This is a genomic window from Streptomyces sp. CB02923, assembly GCF_001905005.1.
Classification (GTDB): domain Bacteria; phylum Actinomycetota; class Actinomycetes; order Streptomycetales; family Streptomycetaceae; genus Streptomyces.
Window position 1 is genome coordinate 165,859 of record NZ_LWKZ01000026.1, and the last position, 16,867, is coordinate 182,725.

Sequence of the window (16,867 nt, forward strand, 5' to 3'; positions counted from 1 at the left end):
GTCCAGACAGCGGGATTTTGACGTCCAGAAGTGAGGAATTCTGGTCGGTTTCAGGGTGCGACGGGTGGGAAATTGACGCGGATTTCGAGGCCGCCTTCCGGCAGCGCCTCGGCGTGCAGATCGGCGTCGTGGGCGGCCGCGATGGCGGCGACGATCGACAGGCCGATGCCCTGGCCGTCGTGGCCGCCGAGCCGGGTCGCCCGCAGCCGCTGGAACGGCTGGAAGATCAGCTCCAGTTGGGACGGGAGGACCGCGGGCCCGGTGTTGCGCACGCTCAGCGCGGGCCGGCCCTCGTGCAGGCCCGTCCACACCCGTACCCGTCCGTCGGGCACGTTGTGCCGGACGGCGTTGTCGACGAGGTTGATGATCAGCCGCTCGACCAGCGGCGGGTCGCCCAGCACGGCGGCCGGGGCCAGGTCACTGCCGATCCGCACCCCCGGCGGGCCGTCGGCGTCGTGCGGCCGCCCCAGGTGCTCGGCGGCCAGCCCCGCCAGGTCCACCGGCACCCGCCGGTCCAGTCCGCGCTGGCTGCGGGCCAGCGTCAGCAGCGCCTCGATCAGCTTCTCCTGCCGGGCGTTGCTGCCCAGCACGCGGACACAGGTCTCCCGCAGTTCGGCCGCGCTCGCGTCCGGGTCGGCGAGCGTGATCTCCAGGAGGCTGCGTTCGAAGGTGAGCGGGGTACGCAGCTCGTGGGAGGCGTTGGCGACGAACCGGCGCTGCGCCTCGAACGCGCCCTCCAGGTGGTCGAGCAGCGCGTCGAACGTGTCGGCAAGATCCTTGATCTCGTCGGACGGGCCGGGCGCGCCGAGGCGCCGGTGCAGGTCGTTGGCCGAGATCGCCTTCGCGGTGTCGGCCATGGTCCGCAGGGGCCGCAGGGCCCGGCCGGCCATCAGCCAGCCCAGCCACACCGACAGCAGGGTCAGCAGTGCCAGCGCGATCCCGGACGAGGTGAGCAGCTTTTCGAGGTAGTCGCTGCGCTGCTGTTGCAGCTGCCGCTCCAGATCCACCGACGGAGCCGGTACGTCGAGGGCGGCGCCGAGGCCGCTCGGTGTGACGGTCGCAGCGGGCGGCGAGGGCGGTTCGACGCCGGCCCACGGCGGCCGGCCGGCCACCAGGAGGTAGACCACGGTGAGCAGCAGCACCCCGGTGAGCAGGAAGAGCGCCCCGTACAGCAGGGTCAGCCGCAGCCGGATCGTCCACCGGACCCTGGGCAAGGGGCCGGAGGCGGGACGGCGGGGCCCGCGGCGTCCGGACGCGGGGCGGCCGGGCGTGCGGCGGACCGGACGGCGTAGGCGGCGCATCCCCGGCCGCCCCTCAGATCCGGTATCCGGCCTGGGCGACGGTCTCGATGAGCGGCGGGTCGCCCAGCTTGCGCCGGAGCCGGCTCACGGTGACCTTGACGGTGTTGGTGAACGGGTCGGCGGCCTCGTCCCAGGCCCGCTCCAGCAGCTCTTCGGCGGAGACGACCCGCCCGCCCGCCGCCAGCAGCAGTTCGAGGACCGCGAACTCCTTGGGGCTCAGGTCGAGCCGCGTGCCGGCCCGGTGCGCGGTGCGCTTGCCGGGGTCGAGTTTGAGGTCGGCGTGGCACAGGACCGGGGGCAGCGCGGGCTGGCTGCGGCGTCCCAGGGCGCGGATGCGGGCGACCAGTTCGGCGAAGGCGAAGGGTTTGGGCAGGTAGTCGTCGGCGCCGCTGGTCAGGCCCTCGACCCGGTCCTCGATCGTCGCGGCGGCCGTCAGCATCAGCACCCGCGCCGGGTAGCCCTCGGTGATCAGCGTCTGGCACACCTCGTCGCCGTGCAGGCCGGGCAGGTCACGGTCGAGGACGACGACCTCGTACCGGTTGACCGAGGTGCGTTCCAGCGCGGCCTTGCCGTCCAGGACGACGTCGACCGCCATGCCTTCCCGGCGCAGGCCCGCGGCCAGCGTCTCCGCGAGATCGCGATGATCCTCCACCACCAGAATCCGCATGGCCCCCACCGTCGGTTCGGCACCGTTGACTGCGATCTTTCTCAGCGGGCGGTTACAGCGGCGTAAGGCCCGGTCGGGGTTACAGGCGCTTAACACCCGATGTTCCGTCGCGGTAACCACCCGGTTGGTGAACTGGCTTCCAGACGTCCAGCGTCCCAGAGGAGTTCACATGTCAACACCGTCCGAAGAGGAAACACCCCGTAAGAAGCGCAGGCTGTTCGCCGTCCCGCTGCTCGTCGCGGCGCTGGCGGCCGGCGGAACCGTCCTGGTGCTCCAGACCTCGTCGTCCGCGGCACCGGCCGCTTCGTCGTCGCAGTCCGTCGCCCGCGCGGCGCAGGCCTCGTCCTCGACGTCCGCTTCGAGCGGTACGGGCAAGGCCGCCGGGGACTCCGCGACACGGGAGCGCCAGGCCGAGGCGTTCACGCAGTGCATGAAGGACAACGGGGTCAAGGACTTCCCGGGGATCACCATCAAGGAGAACGGTCAGCTCCAGCTGAAGTCGGGTGGCAACATCAACCCGGTCTCCAAGGCGTACCGGTCGGCGGCCAAGGCCTGCGCGTCGAAGCTGCCGGCGGACAGCAGCCTGCCCAAGGAGCCTTCGGCCGTTACCCCCGAAACACCGGCGCTCGGTTTCACCTGCACCGAGGACTGCCCTACGGCGCCCAAGGCGCCGAGTCTGCCTTCCGAGTTCTGACCTTCCCGCACCACGTCCAACCGCCCTCATTGGGCGGTTGGACATTCTCGGCCTGCTCTCATTCCGGTGAATCGGGCCTGTAACCGCGACGTAACCGCAGGCCCGTCATCATGGAAGTTTCGCAGTCCATCCATGTATTGCGGCCACTGTTCGAATAGCAGACTCAATTCGGCAACGGGCGTGCCCGTGGCCGAATTCGGCGACCTCCCCCCAGGGCCGCCGGAGACCGCGCGGCCCGCCCGGCCGTCCCCCGTGCGCACGACAACCGGCCGGGCGCCGCACTCCGGTCTCCGGCGGTCCGCACCTCGCGCGGCCGCCCTGCCGCCGGACCCTGCCGCCGACCCCTGCCGCCGGGAGGCTCCGTCGCCGGCCCGTCGGCCCACGGCCCCGGAAACGTAACGTTTTCGTGGCAGAGCAGAACATTCGTACGGGGAGTAATCCCATAGGGTCGAGCAGTGATCGAACGTCGAAAAGGGGCACACGCCCGCGCCACCGCCTCCGCCGCGGGCGGCCGTTGGTCCGTCCTCGGCCGGTGGTGGGCCGCGAACCGCCGCAGACTCCGGCTCCGCCGCCCGGCCTATCCACGCCCGGGACGCACGGGCTTCCGGCGCTGGGTGCCGTCCTGGCGCCAGTCGCTGGGGCTGGCCGGCTCCTGTTCCGGCGTGCTGGTCTGCCTCCTGGCGATCATGTACGCGCGTACCGAGATACCCGCCGACCTCAACGCCTTCGCCACCCAGCAGGACAACGTCTACTACTGGGCCGACGGCACCGAGATGGCCCGTACCGGCGACATCAACCGGCAGGACATGCCCCTCGACACCGTCCCCGAACCCGTCCGCTGGGCCGCGCTCGCCGCCGAGAACGAGACGTTCTACTCCGACAGCGGCATCTCCCCCAGCGGCATGGTGCGGGCCGTGACCCGGATGGTGACCGGCGGCAGCACCCAGGGCGGCTCCACCATCACCCAGCAGTACGTGAAAAACGCCTATCTCAATCAAGACCAGACCTTCACCCGCAAGCTCAGCGAGATGTTCATCGCGATCAAACTCGACAACAAGATGACCAAGGACGAGATCCTTGAGCGCTACCTGAACACCAGTTGGTACGGACGCGGCACCTACGGCGTTCAACGCGCCGCACACGCCTACTACGGCAAGGACGCCGCACAACTGAACGTGAGCGAAGGCGCGTTCCTCGCCTCGCTCCTCAAGGGCGCCGCGCTCTACGACCCGGCCCTCGGTGCCGAGCACCGCGAGCGCGCGGTCGAGCGCTGGAACTGGGTGCTGGACCGGATGGTGGCCATCGGCAAGCTCTCCGCGGAGGAACGGGCGGGTTACACCCGCTTCCCCGAGCCGCAGGCCCCGCCCAAGCCCGCCGGGCTGACCGGCCAGAACGGCTATCTCGTGGAGACGGCCCGCGCCTACGTCGGCGCCCACACCGACATCTCCGAGAAGGACTTCGCCCTCGGCGGCTACCAGGTCCACACCACCTTCGAGAAGCCCCGGATGGCGGCGCTGTCCCAGGCCGTCGGGGCCGTACGGACCAAGCTGGACCCGGGCGCCCGCACGGCCGACCGCGACGTACGCATCGGCGCGGCCTCGGTGACCACGGACGGGCGGATCGTGGCCCTGTACGGCGGCCCCGACTACCTCCGGCAGGGCTTCAACGACGCCAACTCCACGGTGGTGCCTGCGGGCAGCGCCTTCGCCCCGTTCGTGTACGCGGCGGCGCTGCGCGACGGCGTCGAGCGCGAGCGCGGCAAGCCCCGTACCCCCGTCACCCCGGCCACGGTCTACGACGGCGACAACAAGATCACCCTGCGCACGCCGGAAGGCCCGTACTGGGACCGGGCGGGAAAGATCGCCAAGGCGGAGAACGACGGCGGGAAGTCCTGGGGCAGGATTCCCCTGAAGAGCGCGGTCGCGCAGTCCGTCAACAGCGCGGTCATGCAACTGGGCACGGACGTGGGCCTGGAGCGGGTCGGCAAGGTGGGCGTGCAGACCGGGCTGCTGGAGAGCAGCCTCGGCGAGAAACTGCCGTCCTTCGCCCTGGGCACCGCCACGCCGAGCGCGATCCGCATGGCCGACGCGTACGCCACGTTCGCGGGCCGGGGCAAGCACACCGAGCCGTACTCGGTCGGCAAGCTCATGCGCAACGGCAGCAACGTGCCGGTCGGCAAGCCGGCCGCCCAGCAGGTCCTGCCCGGGGAGGTGGCGGACGCCGTGGACGACGCCCTGCGCGAGGCCGTCCGCCGCGGCACGGCCACCGCGGCGAAGGCGGCCGGTCCGGATGCGGCCGGAAAGACGGGCACCGAACAGGACAACAAGTCCGCCTGGTTCGTCGGCTACCGCGGCACCCTGTCGACCGCCGTCTCACTCGCCCGCATCGACCCCAAGAGCCAGGAGCTGCTGCCCCTGGACGGCATCGGCGGCCGGGCGAAGGGAGCGGCCGGCAGCCCGTATCCGATCGACATCTGGACGCGGTACATGACCGCCCGGTAGGGGCGCGTACCGCGAAGGGGCCGGGAGCCGGAGAAAGCCCCCGGCCCCCGCCCTGGTTCAGGGTTCGCGGGCCGGGGGCTCTCTTGGGCTCCCGGCCCCCGCCGACCCGTTCGGGCGGGGGCCGGGGCTACTTCACCACCGTCGCCCAGTCCGTGATCTGCGCCGGGTCCAGCCCGCGCATCCGCTCCAGGACCGCGGGGTCCTGGGCGTCCAGCCAGTCGGCGAGCTGCTTGAAGGAAACGCAGCGCACCCCGTCCCGTTTGCAGACCGACTTCACGACGTCCTCGATGGCCTTCATGTAGATGCCGCCGTTCCAGTCCTCGAAGTGGTTGCCGACGAACAGCGGCGCCCGGCTCCCGTGGTAGACGCGGTTGAATCCGTTGAGATAACCGTCCCGGGTCAGCTTCCGCCACTGCTCGTACTTCGCCGGGTCGCCCTTGGTGTTGTCACCGGACTGGTTGTAGAGGAAGTTGAAGTCCATGGACAGGACCTGTTTCTCGCTCTGGGGGTAAGGCAGCAGTTGCAGCGGGAAGTTCCATATGCCGTTCTTCTTCGACGGCCATATCTGGAAGTCGCCGGGCGAGCTGGCGTCGTAGCGCCAGTTGAAGGCCTTGGCCGCGGTGAGCAGGTTCTCCTGTCCCTCCAGGCACGGCGCACGCCCTCCCACCAGCTCCTTCTTGTAGTCGAAGGGCAGCGGGGGCAGGCTGCTGTAGCCGGTGTTCGTCTTCCAGTTCTGGACGAAGGAATACGCCTGCTCGATCTCGCTCTTCCACTCCGCGACGCTCCAGTCACCGCCGCCCTTGGCCCCGCAGAAGTGGCCGTTGAAGTGGGTGCCGATCTCGTTGCCGTCCAGCCACGCGCCCCGGACCTGCCGCAGCGTGTCCTTGATGTGCTCGTTCGTCGCGTACGAGATCGCCGAAGCGCCCGGCTTGTGCTGCGGCGGCTTGTACATCGACGCCTTCGTTTTCGGCAGGAGATACGTGCCGGTGAGGAAGAACGTCATCTTGGCGTTGTTCTGCTCGGCCACTTCCCGGAAATGCGAGAACAGGTGGTCGTCGCCCTCCAGCGCGCCGTCCCAGGAGAACACCACGAACTGCGGCGGCTTCTCACCGGGTTTGAGTCTCACGGGCTTGGGCTGCTTGGGCTGCGGTCCGGTGTAGGACGTCGAACCGTCCCCGAGCACCTTGACCTTGCCGTCCCACTTCTCCTCCGGTTTCGGCGTCCCCCCGCCCTTGCCCGCACCGCCGTCCGGCGGGGCCGGCCGCGGCTGGGTGGCGTCCTGCGACGGCGCCGCCGCCTTTCCGTCCCCGCCCTGGTCGTCGGAGCCGCAGGCCGTCAGACCGAGGGCGAGCGCCGCCACGGTGACCAGTGCCGGCGCGCCGAGCGCGCTCCTCTTCGACATTTCCCTACCCCCTGGCACCAAAACACGTGTTCTGGCCCAAGTATCACAGAGGTGTCATGCCGCTCATCAACCCCTGGCGCCCCCATATTGCGTCACACCGGGGCCCGTCGGCGGCCGGGCGGCGCACGGTGCCCCGCCCGGCCCTGCCGTCAGGTGCGGTAGGCGTAGTAGACCGAGTCCGGGTAGGACGCGATGATGCTCGCCACCGACTTCCGGTAGGTGTTGGTCGAGTGGTACGTCAGGTACGGCACGCCGTAGCTGCTGCGGTACGTCGTCATCATGGAGTGGTCCTTGGACCCGTCGCCGTCGAAGTCCATCTGCATGACGTCACCGACGTCCATCTGGTAGACGTTCGACAGGCTGGTCACGCGCCGGGAGTTCAGCGCGTACCAGGACCACTCGTTGGCCCCCACCCAGCTGTCGGACTGGTAGTCGGTGTCGTACCACCACTTGCGGTAGTCCGAGGCGCTCCCGCCCTCCGACTTCCAGCCGCCCGCCTTCAGGGCCTGGCTCAGGAAGTTCGTGCAGTCGCCGCCGGCCGCGTTGAACTTCCGGTACTGGGGGTTGTAGTTGCGCCAGTACTTCTCCGAGTACGCGGCCATGGCGGCGTAGTCGTAACCGCCGGTCAGCTGCTTGCCGGGCGACGGGCGCGCGGGCCGCGACGTGCTCGCCGCAGGCGCGTTGGGCATCGTGTTCCCGTCGTCCGCGACCGCCGCCGCCCGCAGCGTCGGGGCGTTGATCGCGCCGGGTCCCTCGTCCCGGGACCGGATTCCCGTCAGCTCCCACGTGCCGCCCGCGACGGCGGTGAAGTCCATCTCGTGGCGGGCCTTGAAGCCGGTCGCGGCCGGCTCGTCGCCGCGGATCTTCTTGTACGTGAGCGTGGTGCTCTCGGTGACCTGCACCGTGGCGTGCCGGCCGGTGAGCCGGGTGCCGTCCACGGTGACGTGGGTGTCGGCGGCGGTGTACGCCTCCCCCAGGGCGGCGAGCCGCTGCTTGCGGGCCCGCAGCGAGGACACCCCGGTGTCCTCCGCCCGCGCCAGACGGGCCGACAGGCGCACCTGGTCGCGGGGCAGCGAGGCTATTCGGCCCGACCGGTTGTCGAGCAGCGCCGCCGTGCGCTGCGTCAGCAGGGCGTCGGCGGTACGGCTGAAGGTCTGTGTCGTCGCCTGGTCCACACCGGCGGTCCGCGGCGCCGCGGCGGCGGACGAGGCGGGCAGGCACACGGCCGCCGCGGCCACGGCGAGCACCGTGCCGACAGCGGACCTGAGGATCGTTGATTTCACGAATTTTCCCCTTGTCACCCCGGCCCACCCGGGCCGGGCAGCGAATCTTTACACAAAATACGCAAGAGTGGATCACTGTGCCGAAGGCACGGCAGACGTCACCGCCTGTCCGGGGACTCGCGCGGTCGGCCGAACCGATCAGGAATCGAGAAGCCCCGGCTCCCGGACCGCGGCTAGCGTCATGGCCACGGAGCAGAATCGGCCGTACCGCTCGAAGCTGTCGGATCGAGCCGGGCGACGCCGAGGGTGGCCGCGCGGGCGGCCCCGTTCGACAGAGGGAGACACCATGAGCAAGGCCGTGAGACCGGACCCGCAGTCGCCTGCGCCGCACGTCGCCGACAGCCACGACCTGATCCGGGTGCACGGCGCGCGGGAGAACAACCTCAAGGACGTCAGCATCGAACTCCCGAAGCGCCGTCTGACGGTGTTCACCGGTGTCTCCGGCTCGGGCAAGAGCTCGCTGGTGTTCCACACCATCGCCGCGGAGTCACAGCGGATGATCAACGAGACCTACAGCGCCTTCGTCCAGGGCTTCATGCCGACGCTGACGCGGCCCGCGGTCGACGTGCTGGAAGGGCTGACCACCGCGATCATCGTCGACCAGCAGCGGATGGGCTCCGACCCCCGCTCCACGGTCGGCACGGCCACCGACGCCAACGCGATGCTGCGCATCCTCTTCAGCCGGCTCGGGCAGCCGCACATCGGCCCGCCCGGCGCGTTCGCCTTCAACGTGCCGTCGGTCCGGGCGAGCGGTGCGATCACCGTCGAGCGCGGCAACAAGAAGGCGGTGAAGGCGACCTTCAGCCGTACCGGCGGCATGTGTCCGCGCTGCGAGGGCCGGGGCGCGGTCTCCGACATCGACCTGACCCAGCTGTACGACGACTCCAAGTCGCTCGCCGAGGGCGCGTTCACCATCCCCGGCTGGAAGTCGGACAGCTTCTGGACCGTACGGGTCTACGCGGAGTCGGGCCTCCTCGACCCGCACAAGCCGATCCGCGAGTTCACCGACCAGGAGATGCGGGACTTCCTCCGCCGGGAGCCGACCAAGGTCAAGGTCGAGGGCGTGAACCTCACCTACGAGGGACTCATCCCGAAGATCCAGAAGTCGTTCCTGTCCAAGGACCGGGAGGCACTGCAGCCGCACATCCGGGAGTTCGTTGACCGGGCCGTCACCTTCACCACCTGTCCCGCCTGCGACGGGACCCGGCTCAGCGAGGCGGCCAGGTCGTCGCGGATCGGCGGGACCGGCATCGCCGACGCCTGCGCGATGCAGATCAGCGACCTGGCCACCTGGGTACGCGGCATCGACGCGCCCTCGGTGGCGCCGCTGCTCGGCACGCTCCGGCACACGCTCGACTCGTTCGTGGAGATCGGCCTCGGCTACCTCTCGCTGGACCGGCCGTCGGGCACGCTGTCCGGCGGCGAGGCCCAGCGCGTCAAGATGATCCGCCACCTCGGCTCCCCCCTCACCGACACCACCTACGTCTTCGACGAGCCCACGACGGGCCTGCACCCCCACGACATCCGGCGGATGAACGACCTGCTGCTGCGGCTGCGGAACAAGGGCAACACGGTGCTCGTCGTGGAGCACAAGCCGGAGACGATCGCCATCGCCGACCACGTCGTCGACCTCGGGCCCGGCGCCGGTACGGCGGGCGGCACCGTCTGCTTCGAGGGCACCGTCGAGGGGCTGCGGGCCGCGGGCACCGTCACCGGCCGCCACTTCGACGACCGGGCCGCCCTGAAGAAGGCGGTACGCGAGCCCACGGGCACGCTGGAGATCCGCGGCGCGACGGCGCACAACCTGCGGGACGTCGACGTCGACATCCCGCTCGGGGTGCTCTGCGTGGTCACCGGTGTGGCGGGCTCCGGCAAGAGTTCGCTCGTACACGGATCGATCCCGGCCCGCGAGGGGGTGGTGTCGGTCGACCAGGCGCCGATCCGCGGCTCGCGGCGCAGCAACCCGGCGACGTACACCGGGCTGCTCGACCCGGTCCGCAAGGCGTTCGCCAAGGCCAACGGTGTGAAGCCGGCGCTGTTCAGCGCCAACTCCGAAGGCGCCTGCCCGCACTGCAACGGCACCGGCGTCCTCTACACCGACCTGGCGATGATGGCCGGGGTCTCCACCCTCTGCGAGGAGTGCGAGGGCAAGCGGTTCCAGCCCTCAGTGCTCGAATACCGGCTCGGCGGCCGCGACATCAGCGAGGTGCTCGCGATGCCGGTGGCCGAGGCCGAGGAGTTCTTCGGCGCGGGTGAGGCGCGCACCCCGGCCGCGCACCGCGTCCTCGGCCGCCTCGCGGACGTCGGGCTCGGCTACCTCAGCCTGGGCCAGCCGCTCACCACGCTGTCCGGTGGCGAGCGGCAGCGGCTCAAACTGGCCACCCATATGGCCGACAAGGGCGGCGTCTACCTTCTCGACGAGCCGACCGCCGGTCTTCATCTCGCCGACGTCGAGCAGTTGCTGGGCCTGCTCGACCGGCTGGTCGACTCCGGCAAGTCGGTCATCGTCGTCGAGCACCACCAAGCGGTGATGGCGCACGCCGACTGGATCATCGACCTCGGTCCCGGCGCGGGCCACGACGGCGGCCGGATCGTCTTCGAAGGCACTCCCGCCGACCTCGTCGCCGACCGTTCCACCCTCACCGGCGAGCATCTCGCGGACTACGTCGGCGCCTGAGGCGCCTGAGCGCCCGCCCCGGGCCCGCACGCGGCGGCAGGGCCGCGAAGGGCCGGCCCCCGTCCTCCTCTCCCGGTCCTGCCGCTCATCCGTTTCCGCCGCTCACCTTCCGCACCCGGTGGTTGCCGAAGTCCGCGATGTACAGGGCGCCGGCGGCGTCCAGCGTGATACCGAGGGGCTGGTCGAGGGCGGCGGACACGGCAGGGCCGCCGTCGCCGCCGAATCCTTTGGTGCCGCTGCCGGCGACCGTGGTGATGCACCCGTCGGCCGTGACCTTCCGCACCCGTTCGTTCCCGTAGTCCGTGACGTAGAGGGTGCCGTCGTCGCCGACCGCGACGCACTGCGGCAAGTGGAGCGCGGCCCGGGTCGCCGCTCCGCCGTCGCCGCTGAAACCGGCGCGTCCCGCACCCGCGACGGTGGTGATCACTCCGTCCGGCGCCACTTCCCGCACCCGGTGGTTGTAGCGGTCCGCGATGTACAGTTGCCCGGACCGGCCGACGGCCACGGCGTGGGGGAAATTCAGGGACGCCCCGGTGGCGGGCCCGCCGTCGCCGCCGAAGCCCTCGGTGCCGTCACCGGCGACGGTGGTGATGATCCCGTCCGGTGTCACCTTCCGTATCCGGTGGTTGTAATCGTCGGCGATGTAGAGGCTGCCGTCCCGGCCGACGCTCAGGGCATGGGGGAAGTTGAGCGAAGCGGCGGTGGCGGGCCCGCCGTCACCGCCGAACCCCGCCGTGCCGTTCCCCGCGACGGTGGTCACCACCCCGTCCCGGCCCACTTTCCGTATCCGCTGGTTGGAACGGTCCGCGACGAAGAGACGGCCCGCGCCGTCCAGGGCCACTCCGGCCGGGTCACGGAACGCGGCAGCGACAGCAGGACCGCCGTCGCCGCCGTACCCCTTCTTCCCGCTGCCGGCCACGGTGACGACGACGCCGTCCGCACGTACCTTCCGTACCCGGTGATTCTGGTAGTCGGCGATGTACAGGCTTCCCGTGGCGGCGGCCACCAGGCCGAAAGGGCAATGGAGTTGCGCCGCGGTCGCGGCCCCGCCGTCGCCGCCGGAACCGGCCGTGCCACCACCGGCCACCGTGACGATGACACCGGAACCGGTCCTCCCGGGCGCGGCGACCGGCCCCCCGGCCACCGCGACACCCGGCTCCGTACCCGTCACATCCAACACCAGCGTCACTCACCCTCGGTAGACCGGACCACGTCACTGCACGGCGGGCGTCGCCCGCGGGCGGCGAAACTATCTTCGGCGCCCCTCCCCCACAAGAAGCCCCGGCCGGGCACGTGGCCTGTTCCCGTGGCCCTCTCCGGTGTACGTTCCCGTAGCCCTCTCCCGTGTGCGTTCCCGTAGCCCTCTCCAATGTCCGGCCGTGCGTCCGCCGCTCCGGCTCAGTCCGTGGCCGTACGGACCCAGGCCGTCGTCCACGGCGGCAGCCGGTCACCGGTGACGGGCGCGGAGGACAGCAGCACCGTGCCGCCGGGCAGCGCCTGCGGGGTGTCCGACAGGTTCGTCAGGCAGTACCAGCCGCCCGAGCGGCGGAAGTGCAGCAACCCCTCGGCGACCGCTTCGGGCCCGCCGACCCACTCCAGTGCCTCGTCGGCGAGCAGTTCACGGCGCAGGCGCAGTGCCGCGCGGTACAGCTCCAGGGGTGCCGCGGCGTCCCCTTCCTGTGCCTCGGCGGACAGTTCTCCCCAGTACGGCGGCTGCGGCAGCCAGGACCCGCCACTGCCGAATCCGTATGAGCTGCCGCCGCGCCGCCAGGGCAGCGGCACCCGGCAGCCGTCCCGGCCCTTCGAACGGCCCTGGCTGCGGCTCCACACCGGGTCCCGCAGGGCGGCGCGGCCGAGGTCGGCGACCTCGGGCAGGCCCAGTTCCTCGCCCTGGTAGACGTAGGCGGCGCCGGGCAGCGCCAGCATCAGCAGGGTGGCGGCGAGCGCCCTGCGCAGCCCGTACTCCCGGTCCAGGGCGGGCCGCAGGCCGTCGGACAGCAGCCACGCCTCCGCGTCGCAGCCGTCCGGCAGGCCGTGCCGGGAGGCGTGCCGGATCACGTCGTGGTTGGAGAGCACCCAGGTCGCGGTGGCCCCGGCCGCACGGGCGTCGGCGAGCGCGGTGTCGATGGAGGCGCGCAGTCCGCCCGCGTGCGGTGTCGCCTGCAGGAAGTCGAAGTTGAAGGCCTGGCCGAGTTCCTGCGGGGTGGCGTACGCGGTGCGGCGGGAGTTGCGTACCCATGCCTCGGCGACCGCGATACGCGGCGGGTCGTACGCGTTGAAGACCTTCCGCCAGTCGCGGAAGATCTCGTGCACCTCGTCGCGGTCCCAGAAGGGGTGGCTGCCGTCCTCGGGCAGGTCCTCCGGTGCGTAGGCCCCGTCGCCGCCGACGTCGCGGAGCGGCTCGGCGAGGTCCTTGGCCAGACCGTGCGCCACGTCGACGCGGAAACCGTCCGCCCCGCGGTCGGACCAGAAGCGCAGCGTCGTACGGAACTCGGCGCGGACCTCGGGGTGGTCCCAGTTGAAGTCGGGCTGCTCCCGCGCGAAGAGATGGAGGTACCACCAGCCGTCGGGCAGCCGGGTCCAGGCGGGGCCGCCGAAGCAGGAGACCCAGTCGGTGGGCGGAAGTTCGCCGTGCTCCCCCTTGCCCGCACGGAAGACGTACCGCTCGCGCGCGGCGGACCCGGGCGCGGAGCGCAGCGCCTCCTGGAACCAGACGTGCTGGTCCGAGGAGTGGTTGGGCACGATGTCGACCAGCACTTTCAGGCCCAGCCGGTGGGCCTCGCCGACCAGCGCGCCGAAGTCGTCGAGGGTGCCCAGGCGCGGGTCGACGTCGCGGTGGTCGGCGACGTCGTAGCCGCCGTCGGCGAGCGGGGACGGGTAGAAGGGGCTGAGCCAGACGGCGTCCACGCCCAGGCGGGCGAGGTGGCCGAGCCGGGAGGTCACGCCGGGCAGGTCGCCGATGCCGTCGCCGTCGGAGTCCGCGAAGCTGCGCGGGTACACCTGGTAGACGACGGCCTGGCGCCACCAGTCGCCGGTGTCGCGGCCTGCCGTGCCGGAATCTGTGACGAGGTGCTGTGCGGTCACATGACGTCCTTTCGGTGTGCGGTACGGAGGTGAAGCGGCCGCTGGTACAGGGCCGTCGGCCGTTGCCGCCACGGCCCCCGCGAACAGCGTCCCGTACGGAACCGGGTACCGGCTCGTGAACACGGCGATGACCGGAACAAGCCAAGTCGTCCCGGCCTGTGGTGCGGGCCCGCAGCCCCAGCAATGATTAAATCCTCAACCAATATGGCTCCGTCGAACCGGCCGCCGACCGGGTGGCCGCGCGTCGGGAGGGGGACCTCACATGAGCATCGGCCTCGTACGGAACCCAGGCGACGGCCCGGATTTCCGCTACTACGGAAACGTGATCGAGCAGGTCGTGACAAGCGCCGAGACGAACGGGACCGTCACCGTCATGCGTCTCACCGTGGGCCGCACGGACGCACCGCCCCTGCACAGCCACAGCCGGGAGGACGAGAGCTGGGTGGTGCTGTCCGGCCGCGTCCGGTTCTGGGTCGGCTCGGCCACACTCGACGCGTGCGACGTGCACGACGCCGTGCCGGGCGCCTACGTCTACGGGCCCCGGTCGGTCCCCCACACGTTCCAGACCATCACGCCGACCGCGGAGCTCCTCGTCATCAACAACCCCGGCGCCATCGAAGGCTACTTCCACGCCATCGGCCCCGCCGACGCGCGCAGCGACGCCGAACACACCGACATCCTGCGGCAGTACGGAGTGGCGCTCCTCGACAACCCGCCCCCTGCCTGAAGCACTTGCGGACGCGCCGACCCCGGCGGCCGGTGGCTCCTCATGGGCCTGCGTCCTGGCGGGCCCGCACCCTCCCGGACGAACATGGGACGCATGAGTGACCAACCCGCACGATGGAGCCGGGCCACCGTCTACCCCGACATGTGGGCCGACCCGGACGACGACCCCCGCGACCTCGAAGGAGCGGGCCCGGACGGCGAGCAGGCGACGCTGCTGGACTTCCTGACGAACTACCGCTTGACGCTGCGCATGAAATGCGAGGGTCTGGACGCGGAGCAGCTGGCCCGCCGGTCGGTTCCGCCGTCGACGATGTCGCTGCTCGGCCTGGTCCGGCACCTCGCCGAGGTGGAACGGGACTGGCGCAACTGGATCGGCGACGGTGACCCCCTGCCGAAGCTGTACGGCGGGCGCGACGCGGACTTCGACGGAGCCCTCGCCGAACAGGCCGAGGTCGACGCCGCGTACGCCGATCTGGAACGCGAACAGGCCGCGACCGACGCCGCGCTGGCCCGGCACCCGGACCTGGGCGAGCGCCTGGGCAAGGACGGGACCTCCGTCCGGGAGCTGATGGTGCACCGGGTCGAGGAGTACGCCCGCCACTGCGGGCACGCCGACCTGTTGCGCGAGCGCATCGACGGGAGGGTGGGGCAGTGACGCGGGCCGCGGGGTGCCGGGCGCGCCCCGTCAGCGAGGCCGCCGGGCGTTGAGCCGGGCGGCCTGGCGCGTCAGGTGGTCGCGCTCGGCGAGGTTGGACGCCTGCCGGGCCGCCTCGGCGTACAGCCGTGCCGCTGTCGCCAGGTCGCCGTCGCGCTCGTGGAGGTATGCCGCCACCGCGGCGCGGCGCGGGACGGGGTGTCCCCCGCTCGAAGAGTTCGGGGAGGAGTCGTCCAGCGCCGCGAGCGCCGCCAGGCCGGCCCGCGGCCCGTCCGCCTCGCCGACGGCCACCGCGCGGTTGAGCCGGACGACCGGGCTGTCGGTCAGGCGCGTGAGTTCGTCGTACCACTCGACGATCTGCACCCAGTCGGTCTCCTCGGCGGTGCGGGCGTCGGCGTGGAGTGCGGCGATGGCGGCCTGGGCCTGGAACTCGCCCAGGCGGTCGCGGGCGAGGGCCGCCTGCAGGATGCCGACGCCCGCGGCGATCGACTCCGTGTCCCACCGGCCGCGGTCCTGCTCGGCGAGCGGCACCAGGCTGCCGTCGGGCGCGGTCCGGGCGGCGCGCCGGGCGTGGTGGAGCAGCATGAGGGCGAGCAGTCCGGCCACCTCGGGGTGGTCGATCGCGGCCGCGAGCTGCCGGGTGAGCCGGATGGCCTCGGCGGCCAGGTCGACGTCGCCGGAGTAGCCCTCGTTGAAGACCAGGTAGAGGACGCGCAGCACGGTGGCGACGTCGCCGGGCCGGTCGAACCGTCCGCAAGCTCCCGGCTTCTCCCCCGGGGCGGGGGACACTCCGACGCCGGAGACGGTGCGTTTGGCGCGGCTGATCCGCTGCGCCATGGTCGCCTCGGGCACCAGGTAGGCCTGGGCGATCTGGCGGGTGGTCAGCCCGCCGACGGCGCGCAGGGTGAGCGCGACCGCGGACGACGGCGTCAGCGACGGGTGGGCGCACAGGAAGTAGAGGTGGAGGGTGTCGTCCACGGCGGGCGCGGGCCCCGGCGTGGGCTCCTCGTCGGCACGGTCCTCCCGCCGACGGCGGGCGGTGTCCGCGCGGGTCGCGTCGAGGAACCGGCGCCAGGCCACGGTCACCAGCCAGCCCTTCGGGTCCCGCGGCGTGTCGGCGGGCCAGACGCGGACCGCCTCGACCAGCGCGTCCTGCACGGCGTCCTCGGCCGCCGCGAAGTCGGCTCCGCGGCGGACGAGGACACCGAGGACGCTCGGGATGAGGCTCCGGAGCAGGGCCTCGTTCATCCGGGAGGTCACTCCGTGATGGTGGGCGGCGCGGCCAGGAACGGGCGCACCTCCAGCCACTCGTGAATCGGCTTGCCGCCCGCGCCGGGGGCGGCCGACAGCTCCCCGGCCAGCTCGACGGCGCGCTCGTGGCTGTCGACGTCGATCACCATCCACCCGGCGATGACGTCCTTGGTCTCGGCGAACGGTCCGTCGGTGACCGGCGGGCGGCCCTCGCCGTCGTACCGGACGAACATCCCCTCGGGGGCGAGCGCCTGGCTGTCGACGAACTCGCCGGTGCCCTCCAGCCGGGCCGCGAAGTCCTGCATGTACTGGACGTGGGCGGAGATCTCCTCCGGCGTCCACTGGCTCATGGGCACGTCGTTCACCGAAGCCGGGGCGCCGCGGTAGTGCTTGAGGAGCAGGTACTTGGCCATCTCGGGTCTCCTAAGGTGCTGGTGCGGCCCATTGTGGGCGCATTCACCACGGGGACGGAGCCGGTCACGGGTTCTCGACATCGCCGCCCGAAATTCTTTTACGCCGGGCTCGCTCGCCGGGCGGGTACGGGCGGAGTGGCCCGGCCACTCGGACCGGCCGACAGGCGGACGCCGCTCGAACCGGCCGATGGGGGCAGCGCTCGAACCGGCCGG

The 16,867-nt window shown here is 71.6% G+C and carries 13 protein-coding genes; 5 read left to right on the top strand and 8 right to left on the bottom strand.

What is annotated here, in order from left to right:
• Positions 1–50: 50 nt before the first annotated feature.
• On the bottom strand, positions 51–1,214 hold the full coding sequence (locus tag A6A06_RS32490) for a sensor histidine kinase (RefSeq protein ID WP_073766311.1): 1,164 nt from the start codon (positions 1,212–1,214) through the stop codon (positions 51–53).
• Positions 1,215–1,314: 100 nt separating this feature from the next.
• Positions 1,315–1,968, bottom strand: a complete 654-nt coding sequence (locus A6A06_RS32495) for a response regulator transcription factor (RefSeq protein ID WP_073766313.1) — start codon at positions 1,966–1,968, stop codon at positions 1,315–1,317.
• A gap of 169 nt (positions 1,969–2,137) precedes the next feature.
• On the opposite strand from A6A06_RS32495, the gene A6A06_RS32500 reads away from it, so the two are divergent.
• Complete coding sequence (locus tag A6A06_RS32500; RefSeq protein WP_073766315.1) at positions 2,138–2,662, top strand: hypothetical protein; 525 nt, start codon at positions 2,138–2,140, stop codon at positions 2,660–2,662.
• Positions 2,663–3,117: 455 nt separating this feature from the next.
• On the top strand, positions 3,118–5,163 hold the full coding sequence (locus A6A06_RS32505; protein ID WP_073766317.1) for a transglycosylase domain-containing protein: 2,046 nt from the start codon (positions 3,118–3,120) through the stop codon (positions 5,161–5,163).
• 127 nt (positions 5,164–5,290) lie between these two features.
• On the opposite strand, the gene A6A06_RS32510 is transcribed toward A6A06_RS32505, so the two are convergent.
• Positions 5,291–6,565, bottom strand: coding sequence for a hypothetical protein (locus tag A6A06_RS32510; RefSeq protein ID WP_073766319.1), 1,275 nt, complete (start codon positions 6,563–6,565; stop codon positions 5,291–5,293).
• Between the two features lie 149 nt (positions 6,566–6,714).
• Positions 6,715–7,848: an amidase domain-containing protein gene (locus tag A6A06_RS32515; protein WP_242441068.1), complete on the bottom strand. Its 1,134-nt coding sequence runs from the start codon at positions 7,846–7,848 to the stop codon at positions 6,715–6,717.
• 286 nt (positions 7,849–8,134) lie between these two features.
• On the opposite strand from A6A06_RS32515, the gene A6A06_RS32520 reads away from it, so the two are divergent.
• Positions 8,135–10,525 (top strand): ATP-binding cassette domain-containing protein, encoded by a 2,391-nt coding sequence (locus A6A06_RS32520; protein WP_073766323.1) that lies wholly within the window; start codon positions 8,135–8,137, stop codon positions 10,523–10,525.
• Between the two features lie 85 nt (positions 10,526–10,610).
• Here A6A06_RS32520 and A6A06_RS32525 read toward each other — a convergent pair whose 3' ends face one another.
• Both A6A06_RS32525 and A6A06_RS32530 read right to left on the bottom strand, forming a co-directional pair.
• A complete protein-coding gene (locus tag A6A06_RS32525) occupies positions 10,611–11,714 on the bottom strand; it encodes an NHL domain-containing protein (protein WP_073766325.1) in 1,104 nt (367 codons plus the stop codon).
• Positions 11,715–11,923: 209 nt separating this feature from the next.
• Positions 11,924–13,609 carry a glycoside hydrolase family 13 protein gene (locus A6A06_RS32530; RefSeq protein ID WP_073766327.1) on the bottom strand — a complete coding sequence of 562 codons (1,686 nt, stop codon included), beginning with the start codon at positions 13,607–13,609 and terminating at the stop codon, positions 11,924–11,926.
• A 262-nt stretch (positions 13,610–13,871) separates the two neighbouring features.
• Here A6A06_RS32530 and A6A06_RS32535 point away from each other — a divergent pair, with 262 nt between their 5' ends.
• On the top strand, positions 13,872–14,336 hold the full coding sequence (locus A6A06_RS32535; protein WP_073766329.1) for a cupin domain-containing protein: 465 nt from the start codon (positions 13,872–13,874) through the stop codon (positions 14,334–14,336).
• Positions 14,337–14,420: 84 nt separating this feature from the next.
• The gene (locus tag A6A06_RS32540) at positions 14,421–14,990 is read left to right on the top strand and encodes a DinB family protein (protein WP_073766331.1); all 570 of its coding nucleotides are present in this window, start codon (positions 14,421–14,423) and stop codon (positions 14,988–14,990) included.
• A gap of 30 nt (positions 14,991–15,020) precedes the next feature.
• Here the strand turns inward: A6A06_RS32540 and A6A06_RS32545 are convergent, their stop codons facing one another.
• Both A6A06_RS32545 and A6A06_RS32550 read right to left on the bottom strand, forming a co-directional pair.
• Positions 15,021–16,238, bottom strand: a complete 1,218-nt coding sequence (locus A6A06_RS32545; RefSeq protein ID WP_073766333.1) for an RNA polymerase sigma factor — start codon at positions 16,236–16,238, stop codon at positions 15,021–15,023.
• 8 nt (positions 16,239–16,246) lie between these two features.
• Entirely contained in the window at positions 16,247–16,654 is a 408-nt protein-coding gene (locus A6A06_RS32550) for a YciI family protein (protein WP_073766335.1), read from the bottom strand.
• Positions 16,655–16,867 lie beyond the last annotated feature (213 nt).